Source organism: Arsenophonus nasoniae DSM 15247, assembly GCF_000429565.1.
Classification (GTDB): Bacteria; Pseudomonadota; Gammaproteobacteria; order Enterobacterales; family Enterobacteriaceae; genus Arsenophonus; species Arsenophonus nasoniae.
Window position 1 is genome coordinate 35,249 of the sequence record NZ_AUCC01000015.1, and the last position, 15,853, is coordinate 51,101.

Here is a 15,853-nt window from a genome sequence, read left to right on the forward strand (position 1 = left end):
ATCGCTGTCACCTAAATAAAAAATTGCTGCACATTATAGCTAACCCTGCGCACATATCATAAAGTTACTAGCAAAATTATTGCGCTTAAACAGGAGTTAAGAATGATCCGGTTATCTCGTCTTTATATCTATCCCGTTAAATCAATGAAAGGCATTCGTTTGTCACAGGCTTATGCAGAAAATAGTGGCCTGGTTTTCGATCGCAATTTTATGCTAACCAATGATCAAGGTGGGTTCATTACGGCGCGGCAATATCCACAAATGCTGTTATTTAAGCCAATAATACTTGATAATGGTATCCAAATACAGGCACCTGATAATCAAACAGCAACTATTTTATATAAAGATTTTATTAATGATCCGTTGCCAACAGAAGTGTGGGGAAATCATTTTACCGCCTTAGCCGCTCCAACAAAGATTAATCAATGGCTGTCGCAATATTTTAATTTTGCCGTTCAATTAAGATGGTTAGGTAACATACCCAGCCGCCGAATAAAAAGATTTCCAACCATTCCACTCTCATTTGCTGATGGCTATCCTTATCTTCTTATTAATCAAGCGTCATTTAAAGCAGTTCAACAATTATGCCCTGCTAAAATCAACATAGAACAATTTAGAGGCAATTTGATCATCACAGGTGCAGAGGCTTTCTCTGAAGATAGCTGGCAAAGGATACAAATTGGTGAGGTTATTTTCGAACTGGTCAAACCTTGTAGCCGCTGCATTTTGACGACCGTTGATATTGATAATGGCGCACAACATCCAACTGGGGAGCCATTGACCACACTACAAAATTTCCGCACTGACGAGAATGGAGAAATTGATTTTGGCCAAAATGCCATTGCCAAAAATAGCGGTCTTATGCGGATTGGTGATGCGGTAAAAATCTTAACTAAAAAACAGCCAAAACAGTATAAGACCGTAAAAAATAGCAAGGCGCTAGTAGTTAATCCAGAACAGGAAACAACATTATTAATCAATGTTAATGGCACAGAATTTTTAGCTAATAACCAAATGGTTATTTTGGAACAATTGGAAAAACATGGCTTAAAAATTCCTTATTCATGTCGAGCGGGAATTTGTGGTTGTTGTAAAATGGAACTAATAGAGGGAGAGGTGATCCCATTGACAAAAACAGCAATCAAAGAAGATGGAATTATCTTAAGTTGTAGCTGCATTCCGAAAACAAATATTAAATTATTATTAAACTAATCCTTATCCATCATTCGTCATCAATGAATGATGGATATTACTGTTGGTTAAAAGATGCTTTGCAATTTAGTTATTATATAAACCTTGAATATTGATTAATTCAGGTTATGTTTTATGAAACAGCCCTTTCATAGAGTAAACTACTAGCTGGTGGTTGATAAATCATTAAACGATTATTCATAATCTTAATCGGGTCACAAAACCGCATTACCCGATCTTTCAATACTAATTTAGGCTCAATTAATAAACATAAGCTGGCATATTTTCCTGCTTCTGCCACTAAAAATAACGCTTGCTGTTCGCTATCTTCAATATGAACCTGAACAACATCCCCTAACACCAAATCATCGTGGCAATGTACTGGTAAAAAGTACCAACTCCTAGGCATCTGCGGCTTTAAAAAACGAAAAGCAACCAATGCATTTAAAATCAATTCCGCACTATGCTCATTAGAAAGTGATAATTTTTGCACCTGTTCTTCAATACAATGATATAACCCCGCATCATCAATATTGAAAATCATTTCGCCATAAGCAGATGCAACCAACATTTTTGCTGGAAAACAAGAACGGAATAACATTCCATTAGCTAAATCTAACATCATCCTTTCATGTTCATCATCGTAATACCAGCGCCACTGATTATTGGGTTTTATTTTCATTTATTACCCCTCAATCTGATCACTCTATTTATTAACTTAAAATCCATACTAATTAAAATTAAGATAAAAAAGTATTGCTATATATAAATAATAGAAATAATAAAAAAAATTTCGAGTTTTTATGTAAAGATATTCAAAGAAGATCCTGAATTTAATAAATTATTAGATTACAAAATAAATATTAATGAATAAAAAAAGCTGCCTACTTTTTTATGATCTAAATTAAGATTAAATATAATTAACAATATTTTTAATTAATTTAGGTCCATGATAAATAAATCCTGAATAAACTTGTAATAATGATGCTCCTGCTACCAATTTTTCTCTAGCTGCAATCAAAGAATCAATTCCGCCCGCGCCAATGATTGGCAATTGCCCTTTTAATTCTTTTGCCAATAAACGAACGATTTCAGTACTTTTCAATTGCACAGGACGGCCGCTTAAACCACCCGCTTCCTCTGAATATCTTAATCCTTTGACTAAATTCCGATCTAAAGTGGTATTTGTCGCCACAACACCATCAATCTGGTGACGAATTAAACTATCGCTAATTTGGATAATCTCTTCTTCCGTTAAATCAGGCGCAATTTTTACTACCACAGGAACATACTTTTGCTGTTGTTCTGCTAATAAGTGTTGTTTATTTTTAATTGACTGCAATAAATCATCCAATGCCTCGCCATATTGTAATAACCTTAAATCTGGCGTATTAGGTGAAGAAATATTGACCGCAATATAACCTGCATAGGAATAAATTTTTTCCATGCAAATTAAATAATCCTCTTTACCCTGTTCAATCGGCGTATCTTTATTTTTACCAATGTTAATACCAATAATGCCGTCGTATTTTGCTTTTTTAACATTCTCAACTAAATTATCCACACCTAGATTATTAAAACCCATGCGATTGATTAGGCCCTCAGCTTCAACCAAGCGAAATAGCCGAGGTTTCTCATTACCTGGCTGTGGGCGAGGTGTGACCGTTCCTATCTCGACGAAACCAAATCCCATCGCACCAAAAGCATCTATACATTCACCATCTTTATCAAGACCGGCCGCTAATCCCAATGGATTCTTAAATGTTAGTCCCATGCAAGTCGTTGGTTTAAAATTGACCGACTGCCGGATCATAAACTGGAGCGGTGAGTGCATGATGTATTTAAGCTGCCGGAAGGTAATTTCATGGGCTTGTTCTGGATTTAAACGAAATAACGCCTTGCGGATAAGGGAATAAAACATTAGCTGTACCTTATTTTGATAGATAATGTAAATTATTTAGTCGTAGAAACCATTTGCCGCTTTTTACTCTATAAAACAGTCTACTGCTAAATTTATCAGTAAACTCAAATGGTATGTACAGATGATCATGATAATTTAAATATGCCTAATATGACACTGCTTTTTGTCATTTAAGTTTTTAAAAATAATAGGTAAAAGCAAATTAATAGATATCCCCCCAGATACTCTTGCAAAAGAAGGGATATCTTATTTGACTAATCGTTTTGTTTAAGGAAAAGACTAGCAATTTAGTAAAAATAAAATGCTATTGGTTTTCCAACGCCTTAGTAATTTTTTCAAATAGATCCGCGCTAAGATCGCTTAATCCTTGTAACTGTTTTAACGCTAGATACATCTGATTTTGCCGTGTTTCATCATAGCGCTTTAGACGAATCAATGGTTCGATTAAACGCGAAGCAACTTGCGGATTACTACTATTTAAAATAGTTAACATTTCCACTAAAAATTGATAGCCAGTACCCTCTGCTGCATGAAACGCCGAGGGGTTTTGGGCAACAAAAGCCCCTATCAGTGCACGTACTCGATTAGGATTTTCCATGCTAAATGTTGGATGAGTAAGCAAAGAACGTACCGTTGTCAGAACATTTTTAGCCGGACTGCTAGCTTGCAGCATAAACCATTTATCCATTGTCAAACCATCATGGCGCCAGCGTTGTTCAAACGCTGCCATCAGCTGTTGACTACTCGGTAATTGTGCCGCCACAGCAGCAGTTAATGCCGCCATTGTATCCGTCATGTTATTAGCCTGATAATACTGCTCGGATACATATTTATCAGCCTGTTGCTTATCATGACCAAAAGCCAGATAAAATAAGCATTTATTCCGCAAGGAACGTTTGGCAATATCCCCATGATCGATCCGATACTTGGTGACTTTATTGGCATGATAAACGGCAATAAATTCATCCGCCATTTCAGTGGCAAATTTTTGGCAAATAAAGTTAATAACAACATGGATCGCTATTGGATCGATGATCTCAAACCACTCGGCAACTTCATTTTCTGATGGCAAAGTAAATAGTTGCGCTTTTAAAGCCGGATCACAGGCTTCATCAAGTAAAACCGCTCGGAATGCATCAATAATAGGCAACGGTAGGATTAAATCTTCCCTTTGCTGTAAGCGTACCACATTGTCTTTAATATAAATTGCTAGTAGTGATTGCACCGCATCCCAACGAGCAAACTCATTACTAGCATATTGCATCAAGAATGCTAATTGCTCATCGGTATATAAATAATCCAATTTCACCGGTGCGGAAAACTCACGCAATAATGAAGGTATTGGCCGCGAATTAACTTGATCAAAAACAAAAGTCTGGTGTGCTTTAACCACGTTAAGCACTGAGTGCACAGCGTGACCATTATGCTGTAAGGGAATAACATGACCTTTTGTATCATACAGCTCGATATCTAATGGTATATGCAAAGGTAATTTTTCTGCTTGATCTGCCGTTGGCGCGGTGGTTTGGCTAATATGCAGTAAATATTGCTGCTTATCCGCTAAATATTCATCTCTGACCGTCACTAAAGGTGTACCCGATTGGCTATACCAACGACGAAATAGCGTCAAATCGATATTAGAGGCATCTTGCATAGCTTGGACAAAATCATCACAGGTTGCTGCACTACCATCATGACGAGCAGTATAAAGTTTCATACCCGCCTGAAATAGCTCCTCACCTAACAGAGTATGCAGCATTCGAATAACTTCCGCCCCTTTTTCATAAACGGTTAAAGTATAGAAGTTATTCATTTCAATCACTTTTTCCGGACGAATAGGATGTGCCATTGGACTGGCATCTTCAGCAAATTGTTGCGCGCGCATCAGCCGGACATTTTCAATCCGATTTACTGAACGAGAACCCAAATCCGAACTAAACTCTTGATCACGAAAAACCGTTAATCCTTCCTTAAGGCTTAATTGAAACCAGTCACGGCAAGTAATACGATTACCCGTCCAATTATGAAAATATTCATGACCGATTACCGCTTCGATATTTAGATAGTCCTTATCCGTTGCCGTTTCTGTTTTTGCTAACACATATTTGGCATTAAAAATATTGAGTCCTTTATTTTCCATCGCCCCCATATTAAAGAAATCAACAGCAACAATCATGTAAATATCTAAATCATATTCGTAACCAAAACGTGTCTCATCCCACCGCATGGCATTTTTCAACGACACCATTGCCCAGTCGGCACGATCTAGATTACCCTTATCGACAAAAAGGGCTAACGTTACATTACGACCACTTTGGCTAACAAAATTATCATATAGAACATCAAAATCACCGGCTACCAGGGCGAAAAGATAGCTTGGCTTAGGGAACGGATCTTGCCATTTTACCCAATGACGGCCATCTTCCTTTTCTCCTTTATCAATTTGATTGCCATTAGAAAGCAAATAAGGATAACGAGTTTTATCGGCAGTAATAGAGGTTGTAAAACGCGCTAAGACATCTGGCCGATCTAAATAATAGGTAATATGGCGGAAACCTTCTGCCTCACACTGAGTGCAAAGCACATCAGCTGACACATAAAGCCCCTCTAGCGCGGTATTTTTTAATGGGTTTATTTCATTAACGATCTTAAGAACAAAAGTATCAGGCACTGACTCAATAATCAGTTTTCCGGCCTCTTCACGATAGGCGCTCCACGGTTCATCATCAATATGGATCGTACGCAAAATCAAGTTTTCACCATCGAGTATCAACCGATTAGCCTGCGAATTTAATCGTTTTACTTGGCTAATAGCGGTAACGATGGTTGTTGCTGGATCAAGCTCAAAATCCAATTCAATATCTGTAATAGTGTAATCGGGCGCCTGATAATCCTGACGATATTTCTCTTGTCGCTGTTGCGTCATAATAAATTTTTACCTGTATTAATTATTGTTATTTCTCAATGTGGTCAATTATTTGGCAATAATGATATCTTAAAACTTGTTTCTTTTGATCATAAATCATTTACCTGTAATTAATATTCAAGCTTGCTAGTCCTGATTAATAGGTTATTTATTGCGGCAAAAAACACTGCCAATATAAAAATAAGTTGATAATATCAAATAGATGATTAGAATTTTTATAACTACGCCAGAAATATATACAACAGCCTTCACTCTTACTAGCATCAACAGGTATACTCTGGCATATTTTATCTTTAAGTCGAGAGTAATGCTTCCGCGAGGATAGCTAACGCATTATGAATTTAGATGCACCACCTATCATTACATCACTACTAGATACTGATGCTTATAAACTGCATATGCAACAAGCCGTTTTTCATCACTATAACCATGTATCGGTAGTGGCAGAATTTCGTTGCCGTAGTGATGAACGACTTGGTAACTATGCCCAAGCTGTACGCCAACAAATAGATTTAATGGCGCACGTTGCATTAACGCCAACTGAATACCACTATCTGCGTGGTCTGCCTTTTTTTAAAACTGATTATCTTGATTGGTTAAAGGCGTTTCGCTTCAATCCCAGGCAGGTTAACGTTTATACCACGCCAGAAAATCAATTAGCACTCAGAATTAGTGGTCCATGGCGTGAAGTCATTCTTTGGGAAGTCCCTCTATTAGCCTTAATCAGCGAACTGGTTCACCGCTCCCGTTCGCCCACTGTAACAGCCAAAGATGCCATTGAACAGTTACACAAATTGATTAAGCATTTTTACCAAGACGCAAAAATGCAAAATATCGATTTAGCAAACTTTAAATTAATGGATTTTGGCACTCGTCGGCGTTTTTCTCGTACGGTGCAATTCGCTATTGTTAATGAGCTCAAAAACCATTTCCCTTATTTTACGGGTACAAGTAATTATAAGTTGGCTGAACAACTACAACTTAGACCGGTGGGTACTCAAGCTCATGAGTGGTTTCAAGCTCATCAGCAAATTAGTGAGGATTTGGCTAATAGCCAACGCGTTGCGCTGCAAAGTTGGCTGGATGAATATCCCGATCAATTAGGTATTGCGCTAACAGATTGCATTACAATGGATGCTTTCCTGCGTGACTTCGATATTACCTTTGCTAATCGTTATCAAGGATTGCGGCATGACTCAGGCGATCCATTAGAATGGGGTGAAAAGGCAATTCGTCATTATAAAAAACTGGCCATCGATCCGATGAGTAAAACACTGGTTTTTTCAGATAACCTTGACCTACAAAAAGCGTTGATCCTTTATAAACATTTTTATAAACGTATTAACCTTATTTTTGGTATTGGAACCCGTTTAACCTGCAACATTCCTCAGGTAAAACCGCTTAATATTGTGATTAAATTAGTGGAATGTAATGGTAAGCCAGTTGCTAAGTTGTCTGATAGTCCAGGAAAAACGATCTGTGATGACGATGAATTTATTGATCGCTTGAAAAAAGCCTTTGATATTCCCAATATAACTAAGCGGGTTGATAACAAACCTAACTGATTATTATGGCAAGCTATTTTGTTGATTGGCGCGTCAAGGTAAATTAAATTCTTATTACAAAGGTCTTTTCATCTGGTTATTCCCATTTTAAAATTGCTATTTTTACTTGTTTCCTACGTGTGGACAAGTAACATAAAGCCTTTCCCAAACGGGATCAAACAACTTTAAACAACTAAATTGCAAAAGAGAGTATTTTATGAACATAGCGCCTGTAGTCGAAGTACTACAAGGCCGTGTAGCGGTAGGCGAAGAAGTCACCGTTCGTGGCTGGGTACGTACAAGGAGAGATTCAAAAGCCGGTTTCTCATTCCTCGCTATCTATGACGGTTCCTGCTTTAATCCATTACAGGCTATTGTAAATAAAGAACTAGATAATTATGAAAACGACGTTTTACACCTGACCACCGGCTGTTCGGTTGAAGTAACCGGCATTGTCAAGCCATCGGAAGGTCAAGGACAACAATTTGAATTATCTGCTACTCAGGTTGTCGTCGTCGGTATAGTAGAAAACCCGGATAGTTATCCGATGGCTGCCAAGCGTCATAGCGTTGAATATTTACGCGAAGTGGCACATTTACGTCCGCGCACCAATCTTATCGGCGCCATTGCCCGTGTTCGCAATACGCTAGCCCAAGCGATTCACCGTTTCTTTCATGAAGAAGGCTACCTTTGGGTCTCAACCCCCATTATCACCGCCTCCGATACCGAAGGTGCCGGTGAGATGTTTCGGGTCTCAACGTTAGATTTACAGAATATTCCTCGAACTGAAAAAGGTGATATTAATTTTGATAAAGACTTTTTTGGCCGAGAAGCATTTCTAACCGTATCCGGTCAGCTAAATGGCGAAGCTTATGCTTGTGCCTTAAGCAAAATTTATACCTTTGGCCCAACGTTTCGGGCAGAAAACTCAAATACCAGCCGCCATTTAGCCGAATTCTGGATGGTTGAACCAGAAGTGGCTTTTGCCGATTTGAACGATATCGCGTCGCTGGCCGAGAAAATGTTAAAGTATGTCTTCAAATCGGTTTTGCAAGAACGCCATGATGATTTAACCTTTTTTGCCGAACGGATTGATAAAGAGGTGATCAGCCGGTTGGAAAAATTTATTGTCTCTGATTTTGCCCAAATCGACTATACCGATGCCATTAAAGTGCTAGAGCAATCGGGCAAAACCTTTGAAAACCCAGTGGCTTGGGGTATTGATCTCTCTTCGGAACATGAACGTTATTTAGCAGAACAACACTTCAAAGCCCCCGTGGTGGTTAAAAATTACCCAAAAGATATCAAAGCTTTTTATATGCGTCTGAATGATGATAATAAAACCGTTGCTGCTATGGATGTATTAGCGCCAAGTATTGGCGAAATTATTGGTGGCTCTCAGCGTGAAGAGCGATTGCATAAACTGGATGCTCGCATGGACGAAATGGGGCTTAACCAACAAGATTATAGTTGGTATCGCGATCTGCGTCGCTATGGTACCGTACCCCATGCTGGATTTGGTCTTGGATTTGAACGCCTAGTTGCTTATGTCACTGGGGTACAAAATATCCGTGAAACCATCGCCTTCCCGCGCACTCCACGTAACGCGAGCTTTTAAATATTTAATCTTATAAAACGAATAAATATTTTAATCATAACTGGCCAGTATACCGCTGGTCTTTTTATTTCTATTTATGATAAATATCAAAAAGTTCCCCTTTATTTACATTTTGAAACATATAATTTCTTTTTGTTACAAATATTGTATTTTTGTATCATTTTCAGGGTAGATAAAAATATTTACCAATGGAACACTGGACGCAGAAACGAGACGACACTAAACTCTTAGAGATAGTTCCCAATGGTTGGGAATTTATTTTTGGCAGTGGCAGGTCTCCGAATAACACCAATGAGGGTAATAATAATGATGAAGCGCAATATTCTTGCAATAGTTATCCCGGCGTTGATAGCTGGAGCTGGTACAGCAAACGCAGCTGAAATCTATAACAAAGACGGCAACAAACTGGATCTATACGGTAAAGTTGACGTTCGTCACTTCTTTGGCAAAAGCAGTGGTGGCGATGAAGGCGATGATTCGCGTGTTCGTCTTGGTATTAAAGGTGATACTCAAATCTCTGATCAGCTGACTGGTTTTGGTCGTTTCGAATGGGAAACTAAAACCAACAAAAGTGAAGCTGAGAACGAAAACACAAACCGTCTAGCTTATGCCGGTTTGAAAATTGCTGACTTTGGTTCAATAGACTATGGTCGCAACTACGGTGTTCTGTATGATGTCAACGCTTGGACTGACGTGCTGCCTCTTTATGGTGCAGACTCTATGTCTCAGGCTGACAGCTATCTGACTGGCCGTAACCGTAACCTGTTAACTTACCGTAGCACTGATTTCTTTGGTCTGGTCGATGGCTTGAACTTCGCCCTACAATACCAAGGCAAAAATACGGAAAGCAATAAATCAGATAGCAAAGAGGTTCTGAAAAATAACGGTGATGGCTTCGGTTTGGCTGCTAACTATGATATCGGCTGGGGCGTGGCGCTGGGTGCGGGTTATGCTAAATCCAATCGTGGCCTGACTGATCAGCAAAAAACTGACAGTGGGGCTGGCGGTAACAGTGCGGAAGGTTGGAACGCCGGTATCAAATATGATGCCAACAACCTGTATCTGGCAGCTATGTACGGTGAAACCCGTAATATGACCCGTTTTGGTAGAGGTGTAGATCCTGTTACTGATCTTAGTCTAACTCGCGTCGCTAACAAAACTGAGAACTTTGAATTGGTTGGTCAGTATCTGTTTGACGAAATTGGTCTGAAACCATCTATTGCCTATGTGCAGTCTAAAGGTAAAGATTTAACTGATCCTGCCTACTCGCAGAAGCAAGACTTAGTGAAATACGTTTCTTTAGGTGCTTTCTACTATTTCAACAAAAACCTGACCGCAGTTGTTGATTACAAAATTAACCTAATCAATGGCAGCAATGGCTTTGCTGATAAATATGGTATTGGCAGAGACAACCTGGTTGGTTTAGGCTTAGTTTACCAGTTCTAATTATCGCTTAGCGGTGATTTAACAGTAAAAGTGAAAACGTAAATCTAAAAAGCAGCGCATAAGCGCTGCTTTTTTTAGTAGTTCATGTTAACTGTTAAAATATTGTTACCTATCAGACAATACCAACCTAAACTAATATCACAAGTTTGCCTTATTTTTATCGCAGAGTGTTGGCAAATCATTTTCATCGCGTTAACCTGAGATCCCTCGATTACCAAATAACAATTGAGTTACTGGAATTATAAATATGTTGGAAAATATTATTGCGGCTCCTGCGGATCCTATCTTAGGTTTAGCAGAGAGTTTTAATGCTGATCCGCGTAAACAAAAAATCAATTTAGGTATTGGTGTTTACAAGGATGAGTCAGGGAAAACCCCCATTCTTACTTCCGTCAAAAAAGCAGAAAAATATCTGTTAGAGCAGGAAGTGACTAAAAATTATCTTGCTATTAGTGGGATAGCGGAATTTGCCACCGTTACGCAAGCATTGCTTTTCGGCAACAACCATCCGGTTATTGCCGAAAACCGTGCCCGCACGTCACAGGCACCAGGCGGAACCGGAGCATTGCGGATCGCGGCTGAATTTATTGCTAAACAGACCACTGCCCAACGCGTCTGGATCAGCCAACCAACGTGGCCAAATCACGAGAATATATTTAAAGCGGCCGGCCTGACAAGCTGTTATTACCATTACTATGACGCTGAAAAGCACAATCTGGATTTTGCCGGCATGTTAACCAGCTTGGAAGATGCAAAACCAGGTGATGTTCTATTACTGCATGGTTGCTGCCATAACCCTACCGGTATCGACCCAACGCCAGAACAGTGGGAAATACTCTCTACGCTGGCAGCAGAGAAAAGCTTACTGCCGGTTTTTGATTTTGCCTATCAAGGCTTTGCTAAAGGCTTGGACGAAGATGCGCAAGGTTTACGTATTTTTACCAACAAAAATCCTGAAATTATCATTGCCAGTTCCTACTCGAAAAATTTTGGTTTATATAATGAACGGGTTGGTGCCTGTACAATTATTGCCAATAATAGTGAGCAAGCAGAACGAGCATTTAGTCAAATAAAATCGATTATTCGCGCCAACTACTCTAATCCCCCCGCCCACGGTGCAGCTATTGTTACTACGATTTTATCTGATGAATTACTAAAAAAAGAATGGATCGAAGAGCTAACAACTATGCGGCAACGTATCCAACGGATGCGGCAATTATTTGTCAATACATTACAAGAAAAAGGCGCTAAGCAAGATTTTAGTTTTATTAGCAAACAAAACGGCATGTTCTCTTTTAGTGGACTTAATGAAGAACAGGTAGCTCAGTTACGTGAAAAGCATGCAATTTATGCAATTAGTTCAGGTCGAATTAATGTTGCTGGCTTAACGTTAGAGAATATGGTTCCTTTATGCAAAGCTATCATTGACGTATTGTAAAGAAACATCTTTTAATTCAGATAGATACCGATTAGGCCAATGCCCTAATCGGTTTTTTATTATTCACAGCCAACATCAAATTTATCGGATCTGGATAAAACTAGTCTTGCAAGAAGGGATTAAATTGTCGCTCAGCAGCCAAATTAGACATTGCTCCATGGCCAGGAATAAATTGATAATCATCACCGAGGGGCAAAATTTTTGTTTTAATTGAATGGATTAATGTTGCATGATCACCTTGTGGAAAATCAGTGCGCCCAACGCTGCCCTGGAAAAGTACATCTCCCATCGAAATTAGCTTATCCGCATGATTAACAAAGATAATATGTCCAGGCGTATGCCCTGGGCAATGTAAGACCGACAGTTTGATATCAGCAAAACGAATTTCATCTCCTTCCTGCAAGTAGCGATCAGGCGTAAAGTCAGGGCATTGTGCAACGCCAAACATTTGACTTTGCACTGCCAATCCTTTGATCAAAAATTCATCTTCTTTTTGCGGGCCATAAATGGGCACCGAAAAATGTGCTGCTATCTCGGCACAAGCACCTACGTGATCAAAATGACCATGAGTTAACAAGATATAGTGTAAATTTAATGAACGCTTTTCAATTTCAGCAATTAGTTTTGCTGCTTCACCACCAGGATCAACAATAACGGCATCTAAGCTGTTTTCATCCCAAATTAGCGTACAATTCTGCCTAAAATCGGTTACAGGAATAATTTTGAATTTCATATAGTTGTAAATCCATTATTTAAATAAAAATTTATTTAATATCTAATAGATTACCATTTTCTGACCGGTCCTGTATCAATATGGACAAAATTACTATTAGGATAATAGCCTACTCCACCCGCGCGCATCTTTAATGCTGCTTTACGGATATGACTAAGTTCGATCCCTTTAATATGAAAATCCATTGCACGACCATGGGTATGATAGCTATTTTTAGCAACTCCACTACTTTTACGTCGCAGTGCATTATTGGTTTCGACAGAACGATAACCAGAAACGAGTTGAACAGGTTTATTGGTTCCCATTAACATTTGCAACAAATAAATCTGATCAAATAATTTCGGATCAATAGTTTTAATTTTATTATTACGATGATCACGGAATAAGTGATTCAATCGGGTCAATTCAGTCTTAAGAAATTCACCAGTATGAAGATTTTCAAAGCGCAAAATTTTGGGTCGCGGGGTGGTTAATGCCGCAAAGGCATGGCTAGGTAATAAGCTAAAACCTAGTGTTATCGCGCCATAACCTAGCCATTTTCGTCGATTCTGATCAATATTGTCCATAGCCACTTAACTCAAATAAAAAGAAAAAATAATAATCAATATGTACGATAATTATACCGAATTTATTTCACTAATTTTGTATAATTATGTAAAAAATATTCATGTAACGCTATAGAATATCACAATTAATACATATTAATTATAAATACAAATAACATTATTATAATCTATTATTGCGATAAGCACATCAAATTGTTCAATATTTATACAAATCATACTTATATTAGGCTGATTATCAATCAATTTTGTTAGCGACCTACGTTTAGTCTGTTATCTTGAAAAAAGCATAATTTACCATTAACAGCGATATTTATGCATCTATACTTAATGGGTAAAAAATAATCTGTGATTATCATTTAATATAAAAGAAGTTTTTGCCTCTTTTATATTATTTTTATTCATTGGTTAAGAGAGGTTCTTATTTCATTTAAATAATTCATCGCCCCATAAATAACATTGTCATAGCCATAGATGTCATCGCGAAAATTAGCGATATTTTTGTTATCAACCCAGGCAGTTTGATAATAAAGATAAATAGGTATTCGACCCGGAATATTAATATAACGTGTCTCACCTAATTGAAGTGCACCGTCAATACGCTTTTGATCCCAACTGGCACGCGCAAGTAAAATTGATGCTAAAACTGATGCCTTATTCACTCTAACGCAACCCGAGCTAATTGAACGATTTTGCCGATTAAATAAACTATGGTTAGGGGTATCATGTAAGTAAATTGCGTCAGAACTTGGCATGTTGAATTTATAGCGGCCTAGGGCATTGGATGGACCGGGTGCCTGGCGTACACGATAGGGAAAGGAGGAAGATGAGATGGCATTCCAATTAATCGAGTAAGGATCAATAGGATAGGCATTACGCTCCCATCCGGATAAAACCGTAAAACCTCGGCGAGCAAAATAGCCCGGATCCCTTCTAGCTTGAGGCAAAATATCTTTACGCACCATGCTGGTAGGGACATTCCAAGGTGGATTAATAACAACACTATTAAGTTCACTGCTCATTATCGGGGTTTTACGATCAGGGCGACCCACAATGACTTTAGAATCTATAATCAATTGATTATTTAAGTAAAAATGTAAAGTATAAGCTGGAATATTAACTAAGATGCCAGAGCCACCTTCATTAGGAATAATTCTTAAGCGCTGGATATTAATCGCCAGTAAACCAGCACGATCGGTAGGAGAAGTATTTAGCCATTTTAATGTTGCGTTACCAATAATACCATCCGGCTCTAATCCATACATTCGCTGAAATTGTTTAACCGCATCAACTAATAAGCCACCATAATGACGAGTATTATCTGTATCGGCATCCTGCGTTAATAACCCATTGCGGGTTAAAATTTCACTTAAAGAAACAAGATCATTGCTTGTTTGCCCTGGTTTTAATAGACTCACCGTATTTATTTTTGGCCATATTTGTTGATCTGCTAAATAAGCCAACATTTTCGTTCTCATCGGTAGATATGAGGCGTGTTGTGGCGCTAATGTTTTGATCCAACTGGCTAATTGTTTAGAATTAATTGCCGTTTGCCACTGAGAAACACCGCCAATCGTTGGCTCGCGGAGTTGAAAAGGTGTTTTTTGATATAACCAATCTTTGCCATTATATTTTACATTACATATAAAATATAAATAACCTAACATCGCATCTGACAAAATAACATCTCGTTCAATCTGATTGAGTTGTTTATTTTTTACTAATAACGATAGCCATTTACCAAACTGAGGCTGAAAACCAGCCAGTGCTAATTCTGCTAATTGCTGTTTAAATTCTAATACCGCAGGTTCATCATCCCATAAAGGTTGCATATTATTTTCAGCATAGAGCTTCGCTAACCTGTCTATGTAGACTAAATTAGTACCAGGTGATAACCAGCCTTGCAGTTGCTGACGGCTTTTTTGTATCTCTGGCGCAGTGATATTTTTCTGCTCAGAAACCAAATTTGTTAAAGGGACTTGGGTATTTGTGATCGTGTCTATTTGCGCCAACTCAGCAGATGCTGGTGTTATTGCTAATATTACACAGCATATTAGTGAAGCACGCAAAGTGTTCACTCTTTTATTCGCCATAATATCACCTTTTTATTTCATTTTTATTGTTTTAATAGCAGAGTAAAAAATTTATCTTTAGCAGGTTAAAATTAACTAATTTGTTGTCTTTTATTTGATACAAAAATAAATCTTTGTTTAAAAATAATATTAATAATCAATGAACTAATTAATATTATGGTAATTAAAGTTATTTTTATATACACAGTTATGTACAAATTAATTTTTCACCCCCGTGTGCTATCTTTACCATTATGCTTAGAGCAAAACCGCTATCTCACACAAAGCCACTTACACGCAACTAACAGTTAATGGTTAACAACTTCCACCAATGCTGCTAATAGGATGCCCCTGTGATGGGGCTATTTGGTTTGCGCGTGTTGCTGATTCCAGATTGAATC

The 15,853-nt window shown here is 38.2% G+C and carries 11 protein-coding genes; 5 read left to right on the forward strand and 6 right to left on the reverse strand.

Going from position 1 to position 15,853, the window contains the following annotated elements; genetic code table 11:
• Window positions 1-102 precede the first annotated feature (102 nt).
• Window positions 103-1,212: a YcbX family protein gene (locus tag G468_RS0105485; RefSeq protein ID WP_026822272.1), complete on the forward strand. Its 1,110-nt coding sequence runs from the start codon at window positions 103-105 to the stop codon at window positions 1,210-1,212.
• Window positions 1,213-1,324: 112 nt separating this feature from the next.
• Here G468_RS0105485 and G468_RS0105490 read toward each other — a convergent pair whose 3' ends face one another.
• The 3 genes from G468_RS0105490 to pepN all read right to left on the reverse strand — a co-directional run bounded on the left by G468_RS0105490 (window position 1,325) and on the right by pepN (window position 6,038).
• The gene (locus G468_RS0105490) at window positions 1,325-1,873 is read right to left on the reverse strand and encodes a cell division protein ZapC (protein ID WP_026822273.1); all 549 of its coding nucleotides are present in this window, start codon (window positions 1,871-1,873) and stop codon (window positions 1,325-1,327) included.
• A gap of 228 nt (window positions 1,874-2,101) precedes the next feature.
• Entirely contained in the window at window positions 2,102-3,112 is a 1,011-nt protein-coding gene (gene pyrD, locus G468_RS0105495; RefSeq protein WP_026822274.1) for a quinone-dependent dihydroorotate dehydrogenase, read from the reverse strand.
• Between the two features lie 304 nt (window positions 3,113-3,416).
• A complete protein-coding gene (gene pepN / locus G468_RS0105500; RefSeq protein WP_026822275.1) occupies window positions 3,417-6,038 on the reverse strand; it encodes an aminopeptidase N in 2,622 nt (873 codons plus the stop codon).
• A gap of 335 nt (window positions 6,039-6,373) precedes the next feature.
• Between pepN and pncB the strand changes: the two genes are divergently transcribed.
• From pncB to G468_RS0105520, 4 genes are all read left to right on the forward strand, one after another.
• Complete coding sequence (gene pncB, locus G468_RS0105505) at window positions 6,374-7,603, forward strand: nicotinate phosphoribosyltransferase (protein WP_026822276.1); 1,230 nt, start codon at window positions 6,374-6,376, stop codon at window positions 7,601-7,603.
• A 196-nt stretch (window positions 7,604-7,799) separates the two neighbouring features.
• Window positions 7,800-9,200, forward strand: coding sequence for an asparagine--tRNA ligase (gene asnS, locus G468_RS0105510; RefSeq protein ID WP_026822277.1), 1,401 nt, complete (start codon window positions 7,800-7,802; stop codon window positions 9,198-9,200).
• 306 nt (window positions 9,201-9,506) lie between these two features.
• Window positions 9,507-10,646: a porin gene (locus G468_RS0105515; protein WP_276324658.1), complete on the forward strand. Its 1,140-nt coding sequence runs from the start codon at window positions 9,507-9,509 to the stop codon at window positions 10,644-10,646.
• Between the two features lie 247 nt (window positions 10,647-10,893).
• A complete protein-coding gene (locus tag G468_RS0105520; protein ID WP_026822279.1) occupies window positions 10,894-12,084 on the forward strand; it encodes an amino acid aminotransferase in 1,191 nt (396 codons plus the stop codon).
• A 100-nt stretch (window positions 12,085-12,184) separates the two neighbouring features.
• Here G468_RS0105520 and G468_RS0105525 read toward each other — a convergent pair whose 3' ends face one another.
• From G468_RS0105525 to ldtD, 3 genes are all read right to left on the reverse strand, one after another.
• Window positions 12,185-12,817 (reverse strand): MBL fold metallo-hydrolase, encoded by a 633-nt coding sequence (locus G468_RS0105525; RefSeq protein ID WP_026822280.1) that lies wholly within the window; start codon window positions 12,815-12,817, stop codon window positions 12,185-12,187.
• Window positions 12,818-12,867: 50 nt separating this feature from the next.
• Complete coding sequence (gene mepK, locus G468_RS0105530) at window positions 12,868-13,383, reverse strand: peptidoglycan L,D-endopeptidase MepK (protein WP_026822281.1); 516 nt, start codon at window positions 13,381-13,383, stop codon at window positions 12,868-12,870.
• Between the two features lie 398 nt (window positions 13,384-13,781).
• Window positions 13,782-15,473: a L,D-transpeptidase gene (gene ldtD, locus G468_RS0105535; RefSeq protein ID WP_026822282.1), complete on the reverse strand. Its 1,692-nt coding sequence runs from the start codon at window positions 15,471-15,473 to the stop codon at window positions 13,782-13,784.
• Between the last annotated feature and the right edge of the window lie 380 nt (window positions 15,474-15,853).

Coding starts and splice junctions, on each gene's coding strand:
- pyrD (WP_026822274.1), bottom strand. CDS start 3,112: ATGTTTTATTCCCTTATCCGCAAGGCGTTATTTCGTTTAAATCCAGAA.
- G468_RS0105515 (WP_276324658.1), top strand. CDS start 9,507: ATGATGAAGCGCAATATTCTTGCAATAGTTATCCCGGCGTTGATAGCT.
- G468_RS0105520 (WP_026822279.1), top strand. CDS start 10,894: ATGTTGGAAAATATTATTGCGGCTCCTGCGGATCCTATCTTAGGTTTA.
- pepN (WP_026822275.1), bottom strand. CDS start 6,038: ATGACGCAACAGCGACAAGAGAAATATCGTCAGGATTATCAGGCGCCC.
- G468_RS0105525 (WP_026822280.1), bottom strand. CDS start 12,817: ATGAAATTCAAAATTATTCCTGTAACCGATTTTAGGCAGAATTGTACG.
- G468_RS0105485 (WP_026822272.1), top strand. CDS start 103: ATGATCCGGTTATCTCGTCTTTATATCTATCCCGTTAAATCAATGAAA.
- G468_RS0105490 (WP_026822273.1), bottom strand. CDS start 1,873: ATGAAAATAAAACCCAATAATCAGTGGCGCTGGTATTACGATGATGAA.
- ldtD (WP_026822282.1), bottom strand. CDS start 15,473: ATGGCGAATAAAAGAGTGAACACTTTGCGTGCTTCACTAATATGCTGT.
- asnS (WP_026822277.1), top strand. CDS start 7,800: ATGAACATAGCGCCTGTAGTCGAAGTACTACAAGGCCGTGTAGCGGTA.
- mepK (WP_026822281.1), bottom strand. CDS start 13,383: ATGGACAATATTGATCAGAATCGACGAAAATGGCTAGGTTATGGCGCG.
- pncB (WP_026822276.1), top strand. CDS start 6,374: ATGAATTTAGATGCACCACCTATCATTACATCACTACTAGATACTGAT.